15 protein-coding genes are annotated in these 16,696 nt (G+C 74.6%); 12 read left to right on the top strand and 3 right to left on the bottom strand.

From position 1 onward, the window contains the following. From SHK17_RS08555 to SHK17_RS08595, 9 genes are all read left to right on the top strand, one after another. The gene (locus SHK17_RS08555) at window positions 1–864 is read left to right on the top strand and encodes a hypothetical protein (protein ID WP_322921751.1); all 864 of its coding nucleotides are present in this window, start codon (window positions 1–3) and stop codon (window positions 862–864) included. Between the two features lie 32 nt (window positions 865–896). Next, on the top strand, window positions 897–1,658 hold the full coding sequence (locus SHK17_RS08560; protein ID WP_322921752.1) for a class I SAM-dependent methyltransferase: 762 nt from the start codon (window positions 897–899) through the stop codon (window positions 1,656–1,658). Window positions 1,659–1,747: 89 nt separating this feature from the next. Beyond that, window positions 1,748–2,728 carry a zinc-binding dehydrogenase gene (locus SHK17_RS08565; RefSeq protein WP_322921753.1) on the top strand — a complete coding sequence of 327 codons (981 nt, stop codon included), beginning with the start codon at window positions 1,748–1,750 and terminating at the stop codon, window positions 2,726–2,728. Window positions 2,729–2,750: 22 nt separating this feature from the next. Continuing rightward, a complete protein-coding gene (locus SHK17_RS08570; RefSeq protein WP_172273165.1) occupies window positions 2,751–3,560 on the top strand; it encodes a thymidylate synthase in 810 nt (269 codons plus the stop codon). Continuing rightward, window positions 3,550–4,074, top strand: a complete 525-nt coding sequence (locus SHK17_RS08575) for a dihydrofolate reductase (RefSeq protein WP_322921754.1) — start codon at window positions 3,550–3,552, stop codon at window positions 4,072–4,074. The genes SHK17_RS08570 and SHK17_RS08575 overlap by 11 nt, the downstream gene beginning before the upstream one ends. A gap of 124 nt (window positions 4,075–4,198) precedes the next feature. Next, window positions 4,199–4,435 (top strand): GntR family transcriptional regulator, encoded by a 237-nt coding sequence (locus tag SHK17_RS08580; RefSeq protein WP_405030399.1) that lies wholly within the window; start codon window positions 4,199–4,201, stop codon window positions 4,433–4,435. After that, window positions 4,432–4,983 carry an AAA family ATPase gene (locus tag SHK17_RS08585; RefSeq protein WP_322921755.1) on the top strand — a complete coding sequence of 184 codons (552 nt, stop codon included), beginning with the start codon at window positions 4,432–4,434 and terminating at the stop codon, window positions 4,981–4,983. Before SHK17_RS08580 ends, SHK17_RS08585 begins: the two co-directional genes overlap by 4 nt. A 50-nt stretch (window positions 4,984–5,033) precedes the next feature. After that, complete coding sequence (locus SHK17_RS08590; protein WP_322921756.1) at window positions 5,034–5,468, top strand: NUDIX hydrolase; 435 nt, start codon at window positions 5,034–5,036, stop codon at window positions 5,466–5,468. A 100-nt stretch (window positions 5,469–5,568) separates the two neighbouring features. Continuing rightward, window positions 5,569–7,437, top strand: a complete 1,869-nt coding sequence (locus tag SHK17_RS08595) for a M12 family metallo-peptidase (RefSeq protein WP_322921757.1) — start codon at window positions 5,569–5,571, stop codon at window positions 7,435–7,437. A gap of 13 nt (window positions 7,438–7,450) precedes the next feature. On the opposite strand, the gene SHK17_RS08600 is transcribed toward SHK17_RS08595, so the two are convergent. Further along, window positions 7,451–7,783: a TfoX/Sxy family protein gene (locus SHK17_RS08600; RefSeq protein WP_172273150.1), complete on the bottom strand. Its 333-nt coding sequence runs from the start codon at window positions 7,781–7,783 to the stop codon at window positions 7,451–7,453. A gap of 72 nt (window positions 7,784–7,855) precedes the next feature. Here SHK17_RS08600 and dapA point away from each other — a divergent pair, with 72 nt between their 5' ends. The 3 genes from dapA to SHK17_RS08615 are packed head-to-tail and all read left to right on the top strand — an operon-like array spanning window position 7,856 to window position 12,320. After that, window positions 7,856–8,746, top strand: a complete 891-nt coding sequence (gene dapA / locus SHK17_RS08605) for a 4-hydroxy-tetrahydrodipicolinate synthase (protein ID WP_322921758.1) — start codon at window positions 7,856–7,858, stop codon at window positions 8,744–8,746. A 53-nt stretch (window positions 8,747–8,799) separates the two neighbouring features. Continuing rightward, the gene (locus SHK17_RS08610; protein ID WP_172273144.1) at window positions 8,800–10,485 is read left to right on the top strand and encodes a ribonuclease J; all 1,686 of its coding nucleotides are present in this window, start codon (window positions 8,800–8,802) and stop codon (window positions 10,483–10,485) included. A 56-nt stretch (window positions 10,486–10,541) separates the two neighbouring features. After that, the gene (locus SHK17_RS08615) at window positions 10,542–12,320 is read left to right on the top strand and encodes a GAF domain-containing sensor histidine kinase (RefSeq protein WP_172273141.1); all 1,779 of its coding nucleotides are present in this window, start codon (window positions 10,542–10,544) and stop codon (window positions 12,318–12,320) included. On the opposite strand, the gene cydD is transcribed toward SHK17_RS08615, so the two are convergent. Then, on the bottom strand, window positions 12,283–15,639 hold the full coding sequence (gene cydD / locus SHK17_RS08620) for a thiol reductant ABC exporter subunit CydD (RefSeq protein ID WP_322921759.1): 3,357 nt from the start codon (window positions 15,637–15,639) through the stop codon (window positions 12,283–12,285). The two genes, SHK17_RS08615 and cydD, sit on opposite strands and share 38 nt — an antisense overlap. Further along, on the bottom strand, window positions 15,636–16,652 hold the full coding sequence (gene cydB / locus SHK17_RS08625) for a cytochrome d ubiquinol oxidase subunit II (protein WP_322921760.1): 1,017 nt from the start codon (window positions 16,650–16,652) through the stop codon (window positions 15,636–15,638). Before cydB ends, cydD begins: the two co-directional genes overlap by 4 nt. Window positions 16,653–16,696: the final 44 nt, after the last annotated feature.

A 16,696-nucleotide genomic window follows, 5' to 3' on the forward strand; every position in this document is an offset into this window, starting at 1 on the left:
ATGGGAGCGGACGCGGACTTCACCCGCTACCTCGACGCCCGCTGGGCCGACCTCGTGGGCGGCCTCGAGGACGAGGGCGTGCCACCCGACGAGGCGCGGCTCGCGGTCGCCGAGACGCTCCTCGCCAGCCGGGGCTCGTGGTCGCGCCGCGTCCGCGAGGAGCAGGTCGACGTCAGCCTGTGGGCCGAGCTCCGTGAGCGCACCGGTCTGCCCGCACGCCCCGGTGAGCCGGTCCCGCACGGCGTACGCCCGTTCGACCCGCGCGACACCCCCGCCGAGTGGCTGACCCGGGCGGAGGCGGCCCGACGCGCCCGCCGCGCCCGCGGCGCCAGGCGGGCCGTCGCCGGCCTGCTCGTGGCGGCCCTGCTCGCGGCCGGGTGGGTGTGGTGGGCCGCCCGGCCGGCACCGGTCGAGGTGCGCCGGGAGGCTAACCCCCTGCCGGTGGTCTGGTACGCCCAGAACGAGCTGCACCTCGACGACGTGGTCGTCGGCCTGGCGGGCGTCGAGGAGTTCGTCTCCTGGGGCTCGGGGGCCGCCGCGCGGCTGCGCTCGGGGGAGGTCGTCCGCGTCGACGCCGACGGTGACGTCCACGGCACCGACGCCCCGCCCGCGCAGCTCGACGACCCGCCCGAGGCTCCTCCGCTCCCGGCGCTCGGCGCCTACGACGTCGTGGTCCAGAGCGCGCCCGTGCCGGGTGGCGGATGGGCCCACCTGCTGGACTCCTCGCGCCGCGACGGTGGGCAGGACGCCGTACGCCGCTCGGAGTCGGGGCGCCGGGCCCTGGTGGTCTGCTCGGCCGACCTCCGCTGCGGCGAGCCGCGGACCATCGTCGAGTCGGGCGGCGGGACCATCCGGCTGCGGTGACCGGTCGCCCGGATGCTCTAGGGTCCCGAGCCGTGGCCGAGGCACTGTGGACGGGCGTGGCGGAGGCCTACGCGAGGAGCTTCGCCGGCCTGTGCGCCGGAGCGATCCCTGCCGTCCTCGACGGCCTGCCGAAGGGTGGGCGCCTGCTGGACGTCGGCTGCGGGACGGGCGAGCTGGTGCGCGCCGCGCGCGGCGCCGGCGCCGACGCGATCGGCGTGGAGCCCGACCCGGCGATGGCGGCGATGGCGGGCACCGCGCTCGACGGCGACGTGGTGGTGGCCGGCCTGCCCGACCTCCCGCTCGCCGAGTCCGGCTTCGACGCGGTGACCGCCAACTTCGTGCTCAACCACGTCGACGACCCCCGGGCCGGAGCGCGCGAGCTGGCGCGCGTCGCGGCGCCCGGGGCGGTGGTGCGGGCCACGATCTGGGGGAGCACCCCACCGCCTCAGGCGGTGATGTGGAACGGGCTGCTCGACTCCGTCGGTGCCGTCCGCCCGCCGGTGCCGCGGCTGCCGCCAGGCCGGGACTTCGACCGGTCGGCCCACGGGCTCGCCGGCATCCTCACCGAGGCCGGCCTCGCCGTCACCGCTGCCGGGACGCGCGCGTGGACGTGGCGCGTCCCGGCCCACGACCTGTGGACCGGCCTCACCTCCGTCGGCAGCTTCGGTGTCCTCTGGCGGGCCCAGTCCGCCGCCGTGCAAGCGCGCCTGCGCTCGGCGTACGACGCACTGGAGCCCCGGCTCGCCTTCGACGTCGAGTGCGTGCTGGTGGAGGCGCGGGTGCCGCGGTCCTGAGCGTGATCGGACCACCGCTTGACCTCATGTCCACGTGAGCTCCTAGCGTCCGCCAGGACGAGTCGGCGACGAGCGAGCGAGGACGGACGATGATGCAGGCGATCGTGCAGAGGGCGTACGGCGGCCCGGAGGTGCTGGTGCTGGAGGACGTCGAGGCGCCGGACCCAGGGACGGGTCAGGTGCGCGTCGCCGTGACCGCCGCCGGGGTGCACCTGCTCGACGCGACGCTGCGCGAGGGGGTCGCCGGCCCCTTCGGGCGGGCCGAGCTGCCCATGACGCCCGGCCGGGAGGTCGCCGGGGTCGTGGACGCGGTCGGGCCCGACGTCGACCGGTCGTGGCTCGGCCGGCGGGTGGTCGCGCACCTCGGTGTCCTCAGCGGTGGCTATGCCACCCGCGCGCTCGCCCCCGCCGCGGCGCTGCTCCCGCTCGCCGACCACGTGGCCGAGGCCGACGCCGTCGCGATGGTGGGGACCGGTCGCACGGCCCTCGGCATCCTCGAGGAGGCCGCGATCGGCCCGGACGACACGGTGCTGGTCACCAGCGCGGCCGGTGGGCTCGGGACGCTGCTGGTCCAGGCGGCCGTGCAGGCGGGGGCGAGGGTCGTCGGGGTGGCCGGCGGTGCGGCGAAGTCGGCCCTGGTGGCGTCGTACGGCGCGCACCCGGTCGACTACCTCGAGCCCGGCTGGCCCCGCGAGGTGTCCGACCTGCTCGGCGACGAGCGCCCGGTGACGGTGGCCCTCGACGGCGTCGGCGGCGCCGTGGGTCGGGCCGCGTTCGAGCTGGTCGCCCCGGGCGGGAGGCTGGTCATGTTCGGCTGGACCGCCGGCGAGGCGGTGCCGCTGACGGCGCAGGACGTGTTCGAGCGCGGTGTCGCGGTGACGGCCGCCATCGGCGCGCGGATGTTCGCCCGTCCGGGCGGGGTCCAGGGCCTCGCCCGGGAGGCGGTGGAGCGGCTCGGCACCGGCGCCTGGCGACCCACCACGACCGGCTTCCCCCTCGCCGACGCCGCGGAGGCGCACCGGGCCCTGGCCGGGCGGCGAACCACCGGCAAGGTTGTCCTGCTCACCTGAGCGCGCGTCGTACAGTCGTCCCGTGCGCGCCTACCTCGACCTGCTCCAGCGGATCCTCGACGAGGGCGTCGAGAAGACCGACCGCACCGGCACCGGCACGCTGAGCGTCTTCGGCCACCAGATGCGCTTCGACCTCGCCGAGGGCTTCCCGCTGGTGACCACCAAGAAGGTGCACACCCGGTCGGTGTTCGGCGAGCTGCTCTGGTTCCTGCGCGGCGACACCAATGTGAAGTGGCTGCAGGACCGCGGCATCACCATCTGGGACGAGTGGGCCGACGAGGACGGCGACCTCGGACCGGTCTACGGCTACCAGTGGCGGTCGTGGCCGACGCCCGACGGGCGGCACGTCGACCAGGTCGCGCGGCTCGTCGAGGGGATCCGCACCAACCCCGACTCCCGCCGCCACATCGTCTCGGCGTGGAACGTCGCCGACGTCGACGACATGGCGCTGCCGCCGTGCCACACGCTGTTCCAGTTCTACGTCGAGCCCACCGCCACCGGCCCCGGCCGGCTGTCGTGCCAGCTCTACCAGCGCTCCGCCGACACCTTCCTCGGCGTGCCCTTCAACATCGCCTCCTACGCCCTGCTGACCCACATGGTCGCCCAGGTGACCGGGCTCGAGGTGGGCGACTTCGTGCACACGATGGGCGACGCCCACCTCTACCTCAACCACGTCGAGCAGGCCCGGCTGCAGCTGTCCCGCGACCCGCGTCCGCTGCCGCGGCTGGTGCTCAACCCGGCGGTCACCGAGATCGACGGCTTCGACCTCGAGGACCTCGCCCTCGAGGGCTACGACCCGCACCCCGGCATCAAGGCCCCCATTGCGGTCTGAGGGCGCCTCGGGCTCGCCCCGTCCCGGCCAGCGGGTGGTGCTCGTCGCCGCCCACGCGCGCAACCGCGTGATCGGCGCCGGCGGCGAGATCCCGTGGCACCTGCCCCACGACTTCGCGCACTTCAAGCGCGAGACGCTCGGGCACACGCTGGTGATGGGCCGGCGCACCTGGGACTCGATCGGGCGACCGCTCCCGGGACGGGCCACGGTGGTGGTGACCCGCGACGCGTCCTTCGACCCGGGCTTCGAGGGCGTGCTGGTCGCGCACTCGCTCGAGCAGGCCTTCGCCCTGGCGGCGGAGCTCCCCGGCGACGTGATGGTCGCCGGGGGCGGCGAGATCTACTCCCTCGTCCTGCCCCTCGCCACCCACCAGGTGCTCACCGAGGTCGACGCGGCACCCGAGGGCGACGCGTTCTACCCCGACTACCCCCGCGACGAGTGGGTCGAGGTGCGCCGCGAGGTGGGCGAGGGCTGCGAGTGGGTCTGGCTCGAGCGCGTGGACCCGGCGACGTGAGCACGCCCGAGCTGCCCCTCCGCGTCGACCCCGCATCCGGCGTGCCGCCCTTCGAGCAGGTGCGCGAGGGCATCCGCGCGCAGGTCGACTCCGGCGAGCTGCCCGCCGGCTCCCGCCTGCCGCCGTGCGCGCGCTGGCGACGTCGCTCGACCTCGCGGCCAACACCGTGGCCCGCGCCTACAAGGAGCTCGAGGCGCTCGGCGTCGTGGAGACGCGCGGGCGCGCCGGGACGTACGTCGCCGGGCGCGGGGTCTCGAGCTCCGTCCGCGCGGCCGCGTCGTCGTACGTCTCGGCGGTGCGGTCGCTCGGGCTCTCCGACGACGCCGCGCTCGACGCCGTGCGCCGGGCGCTCGGCCAGTGACCCGCCCGGTCCTCCTCAACGGCCTGCCGGGCGTCGGCAAGTCCACCCTCGCCCGCCGCTGGGCCGCCGAGCGCCCCGGCACGCTCGTGTGCGACATCGACCTGCTGCGGACCTGGGTCGGCGGCTGGCGCACCTCCTTCGTCGAGGTCGGCGCGGCCGTCCGACCCGCCGCGCAGGGGCTGATCGCCGGCTACCTGGCCGCTGGTGACGTCGTGCTGCCCCAGCTCATCGCCGACCCGGGCGAGCTCGACGCCTTCGCCGAGGTCGCCCGCGGGGCGGGCGCCTCGTTCCAGCACGTGGTGCTGCGTGATCCCTCCGCGCGCACCGGCCGCGCCGCCGGTGAGCGCTTCCGGCGGCGCTCCGGCGACGACCCGTGGCACGACGAGGTGCGGCGCCTGGTCGCCGAGGCGGGCGGCGACGCGCTCCTGGGCGACTACGTGCGCCGGCTGTCCGCCCTCGTCGAGGACCGCCCCGGCACGCTCGTCGTGGACTCGGTCGAGGGAGACGAGGGCACGACGTACGCCGCGCTGGTGGCGGCCCTCGCCTGAGGCGTGACGCGATGTCGGGCCCCGGGCGCGGGCGTGGCAGTCTCGGTCGCGTGCAGGAGCCAGGGGCATCGACAGCAGGACGACCCGCGGAGCGGCACATCGTCGTCGCCGCGGTGGCCCTGGTCCGTGACGGCTGCGTCCTCACGGTGCGCAAGCGCGGGACCCAGCGCTTCATGCTGGTCGGCGGGAAGCTCGAGCCGGGGGAGTCGGCGCGGGACGCCGCGCTGCGCGAGACGCTTGAGGAGGTCGGCCTCGCCATCGAGTCGGCGACGCTGCTCGGCGAGTTCCTCTCCGAGGCGGCCAACGAGCCCGGCCACACCCTCCACTCCACGGTGTTCTGGGTGGAGTCCGACGCCGAGCCGGTCGCGTCCGCGGAGATCGCCGAGGTGCGGTGGACGCCGCTGCGCGACCACCCCGACGACCTCGCCCCGATGCTCGAGCACCACGTGCTCCCGGTGATCCTGAGCACAATTACCAACAGGTAGCCCAGCGCTACTCCGCTGTGCAGATCGAGTGGATCTGTGCTCGGTATCAATGGTCCTGTCCACTTCGGACCACTGATTCCAGAGCAAGGAAACATCTATCGTGTCCGATCGGTCGTACCGCCCCTCCTTCGTCGTGCGAGCCCTCGTGGCTGTCGCGGTCGTCGGCTCGAGCCTCGCCACGGCGACGGCCGCGGAGGCGGGCACCGTCGACGACCTCGCCTGCGCCGTGGGCTCGCTGACCGCTCCCGTCCGGCTCGACGCCGCGCTCGACTCCGGCGTCAGCGCGGCGCTGGTGCGGGTGCGCAACGCGCTCACCGCTGACGAGCTGGACCACCTCGTCGAGGACGACTCGGTGTGGATCGACCGGTGCGCCCAGGTCTTCGTCGTCGACGAGGCCGCGCCCGAGGGCGAGCGGGTCGTCGCGGACGCCGCGCTCCAGCAGGGCGTGCCCGACGACGTCCTCGACCTGTCGTCGCGACCGGGCTCGGCCCGCACCATCTACCTCGACTTCGACGGCTCGACCGAGGCCGGCACGCGCTGGAGGAGCGGTGAGCAGATCGTCTCGCCCGCCTACTCCATCGACGCCGACCGGACGACCCTGAGCGACGTCGAGCGGGCCCAGGTCCTCCTCGCGTGGCGGGTCGTGTCCGAGGACTACGCGCCGTTCGACGTCAACGTCACGACCCGCGAGCCGGCCGCGTCGGCCCTGACCCGCAGCAGCGCCACCGACCCGACCTACGGCATGCACGTCGTCGTCACGCCCACCAACTCCGTCGGAGCGGGCTGCGGCTGCGGCGGCTCGGCGTACGTCGGCGTCTTCGGCAACCCGGGAGGCAACAACGCCCAGCCGGCCTTCATCTTCACCAACGGCGCCGGGACCGGTGGCGACAACCTCGGCCAGGTCATCAGCCACGAGGTCGGCCACACCTTCGGCCTGAGCCACGACGGCACCGCCACGTCGGACTACCACGTCGGCGCCAAGGGGTGGGCCCCGATCATGGGCGCCTCCTACAACCGCCGCGCCTCGCACTGGTCCAGCGGGGAGTACGCCGGCGCCGACAACGTCGAGGACGACGTGGCGATCATCGCCCGGACCGCCCCGCTCCTCGCCGACGACCACGCCGGCACCCGGACCGGCGCCACCCGGATCTCCACCGGGACCACGACGGCCGGCCTCATCACCTCGCGCACGGACACCGACGCGTTCACCTTCACAGCCGACGGCCCGACGACCCTCGAGGTCGCCGGCCCGGACGGCTTCTCGAACCTCGACGTGCGGCTGACCGTCCTCGACCCGCTCGGACGCACCGTCGCGACGGTCGACCCGGTCGCGGACGTGGCGTCCGACCAGTCCATGGCCGCCACCTGGGCCGCCGACCTGGCGCCGGGGTCCGTGACCTACACCGCGGTCGTCGACGGTGTCGGGCACGGCGACCCCGCCGAGCCCGGGCGCTACAGCGACTACGGGTCGATCGGGACCTACACGGTCTCCCTCCGCGACGGCCTGCCGACGCCGACGGCCAACAACCCGGCGCCCGACCCGACCCAGCTCCCGACCCAGCCCCCGACCCAGACGCCGACCTCGACGCCGACCTCGACGCCGACCTCGACGCCCGCGCCGACCCAGCCCACCGGCCAGGCCCCCGCGACCCCGCCGTCGACCCCCGCGCCCAGCCCCGGCACCCCGGCGGCGACGCACGCGGGCACCGGCGCGGCCATCGGCTTCGCGACCACCAGCCTTCCCCGCGCCCGGCACGGCCGGAAGTACCACGCCGAGATCCGGTTCACCGGACCCGTCTCCGAGGCCCGGGTCGACTGGCGCCTGCCGCAGGGTCTGACGTGGCGCGTCGTCGGCGACCGGATCGTCATCACGGGCACGGTGCGCAAGCGCACGGTGGGCCGCTTCGCCACGGTGCTCACGGCGGGGGACACCTCGGTCCGCCGCCAGTTCCGCCTCGTCGTGCGCTAGGCGGGCCCGGACGTCACTTCGGCGGCAGCGTCCGCACGTGGGCCGCGCCACGCCCGACCCACAACCGGAGCCGGTCGTCGTCGGCCAGCGCCTCGCCGGAGACCAGCAGCCAGCCGTCGAGCTCGCGGCCGCGCATCTCCATCGGTCGTACGGCCTCGCCGTCGACCCACTCCTGGCCGCGGGCCGGGTCGACGCGGACCATGAGCGCCCCGGCGCTGCCCGCCGCCACCGCCATGTGGCCGTCGAGCATGAAGCCGAGACCGCCGAACATCCTGCGCGAGGTCAGCCCGGGCTCGCCGTCGAGCAGGTCGTGGATGCGCTGCGCCAGCAGCTCGTCGTAGGCCATGCCCCAGCGTAGGGCCACGCGGAGCGGCTCGCCGCCGACCGCTCGACGAGGCAGGAGCGATAACCTTCGACCATGAGCTCCAACGTCCCGTTCGGCCGCCTGCTCACGGCGATGGCCACCGCGTTCCACCAGGACGGCTCGGTCGACCTTGACGGCACGGCCCGGATCGCCGCGCACCTGGTCGACCACGGCAACGACGGCGTCGTGGTCAGCGGCACGACGGGGGAGAGCCCCACGACGTCGGTGGCCGAGGACGCCGAGATCCTGCGGGCGGTCCAGGACGCGGTCGGCGACCGCGCCACCGTCATCGCGGGCGTCGGCACCAACGCGACCGCCCACTCGGTCGAGCTGGCGCGCCAGGCGGAGAAGGTCGGGGTCGACGGGGTGCTGCTCGTCAGCCCCTACTACAACAAGCCGGGCCAGGTCGGCCTGCGCCACCACTTCACCTCCGTCGCTGAGGCGACCGACCTCCCGGTCATGCTCTACGACGTGCCCGGCCGCACCGCCACGCTGATCGAGCTCGAGACCTACGAGGCGCTGCGCGCCTACGACCACGTCGTGTCGGTCAAGGACGCCTCAGGCCTCCTGCCGCGCACCGCCCAGCTCACCGAGATGGGCTACGCCGTCTACTCCGGCGACGACGTCGCCACGCTCGGCTACCTCGCCTACGGCGGTGTGGGGCTGGTGTCGGTCGTGGCCCACGCGGCCGGCCACCAGCTCGCGTCGATGCTCGACGCCTGGGTCCGTGGGGACCACGCCGAGGCGCTGCGGGTGCACACCTCGCTGCTCCCGGCCTTCGACGCCGTAATGGGCGTCCCCAACTACGGAGCCACCACCGCCAAGGCAGCCCTCGAGCTGCTCGGCGTGCTCGACAACCGCCGCGTCCGCGGCCCACTGGTCGCCCTGGACGACGACGAGGTCGGCGCCCTGCGTGCCGGGCTCGCCGCCGCCGGCCTCCTGTGACAGGCAGTGACATCCAGACCGAGAGCCAGCTCTCCGACGAACCGAGGAAACCCTTGAGCCATCCCCACCCCGACCTGAGCGCGCCCGCCCCCCTCCAGGCCGGAGGCCTCCGGGTCATCCCGCTCGGAGGGCTGGGCGAGGTCGGTCGCAACATGACCGCCTTCGAGTACGACGGCCGGCTGCTGCTCGTCGACTGCGGCGTCCTCTTCCCCGAGGACCACCACCCCGGCGTCGACCTGATCCTCCCCGACTTCGAGCCGATCCGGGAGCGGCTCGACGCGGTCGAGGCGCTCGTGCTGACCCACGGGCACGAGGACCACATCGGCGCGACGCCCTACCTCCTGCGCGAGCGCGGCGACATCCCACTGGTGGGCTCCAAGCTGACCCTGGCGCTGCTCGGCTCCAAGCTGCGCGAGCACCGGCTCCGGGAGACGGCGCAGTACGAGGTCGCCGAGGGCCAGACGATCACCTTCGGCCCGTTCGTGCTTGAGTTCGTCGCGGTCAACCACTCCATCCCGGACGCCCTCGCGGTCGTGATCCGCACCGGCGCCGGCGTCGTGCTGCACACCGGCGACTTCAAGATGGACCAGCTCCCGCTCGACGGCCGGATCACCGACCTCAACGAGTTCGCCCGCCTCGGCGACGAGGGTGTCGACCTGTTCCTCACCGACTCGACCAACGCCGAGGTGCCGGGCTTCACCACGTCCGAGAAGGACATCTCCCCGGTCCTCGAGGGGGTCTTCGCCAAGAGCGACCAGCGGATCATCGTGGCCTGCTTCGCCTCGCACGTGCACCGTGTCCAGCAGGTGCTCGACGTCGCCGTCGCGCACGGGCGCAAGGTCGGCTACGTCGGCCGCTCGATGGTGCGCAACATGGCCATCGCCCAGGAGCTCGGCTACCTCACCGTGCCGCCCGGGGTGATGGTCGAGGCCAAGGAGCTCGCCGACCTGCCCCCGGAGAGGCAGGTGCTGATCTCCACCGGGTCCCAGGGCGAGCCGCTCTCGGCTCTGAGCCGGATCGCGCAGCGGAGCCACTCCTTCGTGCACCTCGAGGAGGGCGACACCGTCGTCCTGGCGAGCTCGCTGATCCCGGGCAACGAGAACGCCGTCTACCGCGTCATCAACGGGCTCTCGCGCCTGGGCGCCAACGTGGTGCACAAGGGCAACGCCCTGGTGCACGTGTCCGGCCACGCCAGCGCCGGCGAGCTCCTCTACTGCTACAACATCGTCAAGCCGCGCAACGTGATGCCGGTGCACGGCGAGTTCCGCCACATGCGCGCCAACGCCGACCTGGCCCGCGCGACGGGCGTCCAGAACGTCGTCGTGGCCGAGGACGGCGTCGTCGTCGACCTCGTCGACGGCGTCGCCAAGATCGTCGGCAAGGTGGAGGTGGGATACGTCTTCGTCGACGGCACCACCATCGGCGACATCTCCGAGGCCTCGATGAAGGACCGCCGCATCCTGGGCGAGGAGGGCTTCCTGTCCGTCATCGTCGTGGTCGACTCGGTGACCGGCAAGGTCGTGTCGGGCCCGGAGATCCACGCACGCGGGTTCGCCGAGGAGGAGGCCACCTTCGACGAGATCCGGCAGCCGATCATCGACGCCATCAACTCCGCGGTCGCGGACGGCGCCAACGACTCCTACCAGCTGCAGCAGACCGTGCGGCGGGTCGTCGGTCGCTGGGTCAACCGTGCCCACCGCCGACGTCCGATGATCGTCCCTGTGGTGATCGAGGCGTGACGGCCCTACGATCCCCTTGAGGTAGGAGTGGGCCCTGTCCTCGTGGGGAGGTGGGCATGCCGCGCAACCAGGGTGCGCTGAGCCGTCTGGCGGAGCTGATGCGGCGCGTCAACTCCTCCACCGACACCGAGTCGATCCTCGAGGAGATCGCCCACGGCGTCGTCGACGTGCTGGGCTACGGCGTCGCGGCCATCGCCCGCCTCGAGGGCGACGTCCTGGTGATGACCAACGTCGCCGGGCCGCCCGAGGTGGTGGAGGAGATCCTCCACCGGCGGACGCCGGCCGAGCAGATCCTCGACGAGTTCCGCGAGGCCGACAAGTGGGGGATCCTCCGGTTCGTCCCGGCGGGACGGATGTCGGAAGAGCGCCTGCGCGCCGCGTGGATCCCGCAGCTCGAGACCCACGACGACCCGGACGCGTGGCACCCCCAGCACGCGCTGTACGCCCCGCTCTACTCCGCCAGCGGTGAGCTCCTCGGCAACATGGCCGTCGACCTGCCTGCCGACGGCCGGGTCCCCGACGGGGCCGACCGCGAGCTGCTGGAGATGTTCGCCGTGCAGGCCGGGGTGGCCCTGTCCAACGCCCGCGAGCGCGAGCGCCTCACCGACCGGGTGCTGCTGGACCGGATGCTGGCGACGGTGGCCGGCACCGCCACGCTCCACGACCTCGCCGAGGCGCTCGGCACGGCCGTCGCCTCGGTCACCGAGGCCTTGGGTGCCGCGCAGGGGTGGGTGCGGACCTTCCCCACCGACGCCCAGGGCAGCCAGCTGGGCGTCGGGGCCCCGCGCCCGTACGCCCCGGAGCACTTCGTGCCGGAGCTGCGCGAGGAGCTCACGGCCATCGAGGACCTCCCCGTGCTGGTCGAGGTGGGCGTGCGCGACGCCGGCTCGTCCCTGCTGCCCCGCAGCGCCGAACGCCTCCAGCAGCTGATGCGCGGCACGGCCGTGGACCGGGTCGTCGTGTGCCCGCTGGTCTCCCAGGACGACCTCGTGGGCTACCTGGTCCTCGGCTTCCTGCGCGACGCCCGGGCCTTGACGCCCGCCCAGGCCGACGCGGTGCTGGAGGTGGGCCGGCTCCTCGCCCAGGCGGTGCGTGCCTCCCGCGTGCTGGAGACCGAGCAGCGCCTGGTCCAGGAGCTGCGCGAGCTCGCGCGCTACCGCAGCGAGCTCATCGCCACCATCTCCCACGAGCTGAAGACCCCGTTGACCGCGATCCTGGGGCACGCCGAGCTGATCGCCGACCGCTACCCCGACCTGAGCTCGGTCGACGCGATCATCCGCAACGCCGGCCGCCTCAACAACCTCGTGGCCAACCTGCTGCACTACTCCCGGATCCAGGGCCGGCGCGAGACCGTGCGCCGGGCCGTCGACCTCGCCGAGCTGTGCGAGGCGAGCGTCGACCTGCTGAGCATCCGCGCCAAGCAGTCCGGGGTCGGCCTCTCGTTCGACGGCTGCGGGTCGACGCCCGTGGTGGTCTTCGGCGACCCCGAGGAGCTCGCCCGGGTGATCGACAACATGGTCGACAACGCCGTGAAGTACACCCCCGAGGACGGCTCGGTCACCGTCTCGATGACCGTGGGGGACGACGAGGTCAGCGTCGAGGTGGCCGACACCGGTCTCGGCATCTCGGCGACCGACCAGGCCCACGTGTTCTCCGCCTTCCACCGCTCCACCAACCCCAACGCCCTCTCGGTGCCGGGCACCGGGCTGGGGCTGCCGATCGCCCAGCGGATCGCCGAGTCGCACGGCGGCACCCTGTCGGTGACCTCCGAGCTCGGCGAGGGCAGCACGTTCCGCTTCACCCTGCCGCTGCGCTCGCCGCGAGAGGCCGGCTGAGCCCGACCCCGTCGACACCCCCGTCGGCGTCCAGCCGGACGACGCGGTCCATCGCCTCCAGCCCGACGGTGCCGTGGGTGATCCACACGACGGAGCGGCCCTCGCGCGCGGCGGCCCCGAGCATCTCGCCGGCCACGGCCCGCGCGGTGGCGCCGTCGAGGTGGGCCGTCGGCTCGTCCAGGACGAGGACCGGGGCGTCCGCCAGCAGCGCGCGGGCCAGCGCCAGCCGTGCCCGCTCGCCGCCCGAGACCTCCCGCGAGCCCGCGCCGACGTGCGTGTGGATGCCGGCCGGGAGGCCGTCCACCCACGTGCCGAGGCACGCCCGCTCGAGCGCGTCGCGCACCTCGTCGTCGGTGGCGCCGGGACGGGCGAGGCGCACGTTCTCCGCCACGGTGGACGCGAAGACGTGCGGGTCGTCGTCGACGAGGCCGACGGTGCGGCGTACGTCGTCGAGCGCCAGCTCCCGCAGGTCCGTCCCGGCGAGCGACACCTGCCCCGCGACCGGGTCGACGAAGCGGACCAGGGTCGCGGCCAGGGTGGACTTGCCGCACCCGCTGGGGCCGGTGACGCCGAGGTGCTCGCCCGGCCGCAGACCGAGGTGGTCCAGCGACACGACCGCGCGGTCCGCCCAGCCCAGCGCGACGTGGTCCATCTCGACGTCGTGGGCACCGGTCAGCGGTCGTGGCCGGGCGGGGTCCGTGACGGCGGGCGCGGTGGCGGCGAGCCGGTCGAGGCGCCGGCGGGCGGCTGCTGCCCGCACCGACAGCGCACCCGCGTCGGCGAGAGCCACGGTGACGTCCGCCAGCGCCAGGGGCAGGAGCAGCAGGAGCGCCAGGACGGCGGGACCCACCGAGCCGGGGTCGACGAGGACGGCGACCGCGACGACGCCGAGACCCGCGATGAGCGTGGTGAGCGCGGTGGCGGCCGCCACGGCTCGGGAGGAGCGGTGCCCGGCCTCGGCGAGCGCGGTGGACCCGTCCCGCACCTCCGCGAGGCCCCCGTCGGTCGCTCCCCACTGCTCGAGCTCCCTCACCCCGTGGGCCACCTCCTCGACCCTCGTGGCCAGGTCGGCCCGACGGGCCAGGACGTGCGGCTCCGCGGTGGCTGCGCCGTGCCGGGCGAGCAGGTAGGCGGCGGCGCCCGCCGCCACCACCCCGAGCACGACGAGGCCGGCGGCCGGGTCGAGCAGTGCCGCCAGCACCGCGGCACCCGCGCCGACGAGCGCGGCCGTCGCGACCGGCTGGCGCACCCGCAGCCGCTCGTCCAGCAGCGCGTCGACGTCGTCCACGACCTGGGTGAGCAGGTCGCCGCGACGCGGGCCGAGCCGGCCCGGCACCAGCGGGACGAGGTCGGCGTAGACCCGGGCGCGCCGCTCGGCCAGCTCGCGCAGCACCACGTCGTGGCTCAGCACGCGCTCGGCGTGCCGCAGGACCGGCCGGGCCAGGCCGAACAGCCGCACCCCGACGATCGCGACGACCAGGTGCAGCACCGGCGGCTGCTCGCTGGCACGGGTGATGAGCCAGCCCGCCGTCGCGGTGAGTGCGACCCCGGACGCGGTGGACAGTGCACCGAGCGCTGTCGCGGTCGCCATGCCCCAGCGGGGGCGGGCGGCATCCTCCGCGGCGTCGTCGACGGGCACCGGTGCGGGGCGCGACGCGGACGGGCGGGGGTCGGCGACGGGCGCGGCTGCGGCGGTTCGCTCCGCCGCCTCCACCACAGCGGCCGCGGGCTCGAGCCGGACCACCCGGTCGGCGGCGGCGAGCACGGCGGGCCGGTGCGCGACGACCACGACGAGGCTCGTCCGGGCCAGCCGCGCGACGGTGTCGAGCAGCACCTGCTCGGTCTCGTCGTCGAGGTGGGCGCTCGGCTCGTCGAGCAGGACGACCGGTCGCCCGGCCAGCACCACCCGCGCCAGCGCGACGCGGGCCCGCTGGCCCGCGGAGAGCCCGGCGCCGTCCTCGCCCAGCGGGGTCGCCAGGCCCTCCGGCAGTGCACGCACCACCTCGCGCAGCCCGACGCTGTCGAGCGCCTCCCAGACCTCGGCGTCGCCTGCATTGGGGTCGCCGAGGCGGACGTTGGCCGCGACGGTGTCGGCCAGCAGCCACGGTCGTTGCGGCGCCCACGCCACCTGGTCGCGCCACCACCGCGGGTCCACCTCGCCGAGGGGCGTGCCGCCGACGAGGACGTCGCCGACCCGTGCCGGCAGCTCGCCACGGAGGGTGGCGAGCAGGGTCGACTTCCCGCAGCCCGAGGGCCCGGAGACCGCGACGAGCCCGCGGGCGGGCAGCTCGAGGTCGAGCGGGCCGGTCAGCGGGGCGTCGTGCCCGACGGCGAGGCCGTGCAGCACCACCGCGGTGGACGCGGGCCTCGTGGCGGGGGCCGGGGCCACTGACGAGCGGGCCAGCAGCTCGTCGGCGTCCGCGAGGGCCGCCGTGCCCTCCGCCGCGGCGTGGAACTCGGCGCCCACGCGGCGCAGCGGCCAGTAGGCCTCCGGCGCCAGCAGCAGCACGGTGAGCGCGACCCGGAAGTCGACCGACCCCGATGCGAGCCGCAGCCCCACGGTGACGGCGACGAGGGCCACCGACAGCGTGGCCACCAGCTCCAGCACCGAGGAGGAGGCGAAGGCCACCTTGAGGGTGTCGACGGTGGCGCGGCGGTGGTGGTGGGTGACGGAGCGGATCGTGGCCACCTGCGCGTCGGCGCGACGGTGCGCGACCAGCGTCGGCAGGCCGCGCACGACGTCGAGGAAGTGGCCCGACAGCGTCTCGAGCGCGCGCCACTGCGTGCGGGCCCGGTCGCGGGTGGTGAGGCCGACGAGCACCGCGAAGACCGGGACGAGCGGCAGGGTCAGCGCCACGACGAGCCCGGACAGCGGGTCCAGCCAGGTGATGGCCGCGAGCGTGACCACCGGGAGGACGGCCGCGGGGACGAGCGCGGGGAGGTAGCGCGTGACGTAGGGCTCCACGCCGGCCACGCCGCGGGTGGCGAGCACCGCCAGGCGCGCGGGGGACAGGTCCGGGACGTGCCGGGCGGCGTCGAGGAGCCGGCACCGGAGAGCACCGGAGACCTCGCCGGCGGCGCGTGCGGACGCGCGCTGGCCGACGTACGCCGTAGCCGTGCGCAGGAGCACGAGGCCGCCCAGCCACCACGCCGGTCCGTGCCAGTCGCCGGCACCGACCGCAGCGACGACCAGCGCCCCGAGCGCGAAGGCCTGGCCGACCGTGGCGAGCCCGCCGAGGACGCCGCAGGCGGCGACGAGGGCGAGGGACGCCCGGGCGGGACGCAGGTGGGGAAGGACCGCCGGGTCGAGCGGCTTCATCGGGCCTCGGCCAGCACCGGTGTCGGGATGTGGCGCACCGAGATCCGCTTGCGGAACACCCAGTAGGTCCAGGCCTGGTAGCCCAGCACGATCGGCGTGAACACCACGGCGACCCACGTCATCACCTCGAGCGTGTACGGCGTCGACGCGGCGTTGGTGGTGGTCAGCGAGAACGCCGGGTCCGTGGTCGACGGCATCACGTCGGGGAACAGCCCCAGGAACAGGCCCGCCACGGCGAGCCCGATGGTGAGGAAGGTGCCGAGGAACGCCCAACCCTCGCGGCCTGCCCGCGCCGCCGCGAGGCCGGCGACGAGCGCCAGGGCGGCAGCCGAGAAGACCGCCGCCGTCACGGCGTTGCCGGTCCTCGCCTGGGTCCAGGCCATGAACACCGAGGCGAGGACGGCGGCCAGTGAGCCGGTGCGGACGGCGAGGGCCCGCGCCCGGTGCCGGATCTCGCCGTCGGTCTTGAGCGCGACGAACATGGCGCCGTGCGTGGCGAAGAGGGTGAGGGTGACGAGCCCGCCCAGGAGGCCGAACGGGTTGAGCAGGGTCAGCATGCTGCCGGTGAACTCCTTGTCGGCGTCGATCGGCACACCCGCGGCGATGTTGGCGAAGGCGACGCCCCACAGCAGCGCCGGCACGACCGAGCCGACGACGAGCGCGAGGTCCCACCGGGCCTTCCACGTCGCGTCGTCGCGCTTGTGGCGGTACTCGAAGGACAGGCCGCGGACGATGAGCGCGACCAGGATGAGGAGCAGCGGCAGGTAGAACCCGCTGAAGAGCGTGGCGTACCACTCGGGGAAGGCGGCGAAGGTGGCGCCGCCCGCGACCAGCACCCACACCTCGTTGCCGTCCCAGACCGGACCGACGGTGTTGATCATCACCCGCCGCTCGGTGTCGTCGCGGGCCAGCACGGGCAGCAGCATCCCGACGCCGAAGTCGAAGCCCTCGAGGCAGAAGTAGCCGACCCACAGCACGGCGATGAGGGCGAACCAGACGGTGGTCAGTTCCATGGGGAGTCCTTCGGGTCTCGGTGTGGGTCGGGGTCGGGTCGGTG

The organism is Nocardioides renjunii (assembly GCF_034661175.1).
GTDB classification, from domain to species: Bacteria; Actinomycetota; Actinomycetes; order Propionibacteriales; family Nocardioidaceae; genus Nocardioides; species Nocardioides renjunii.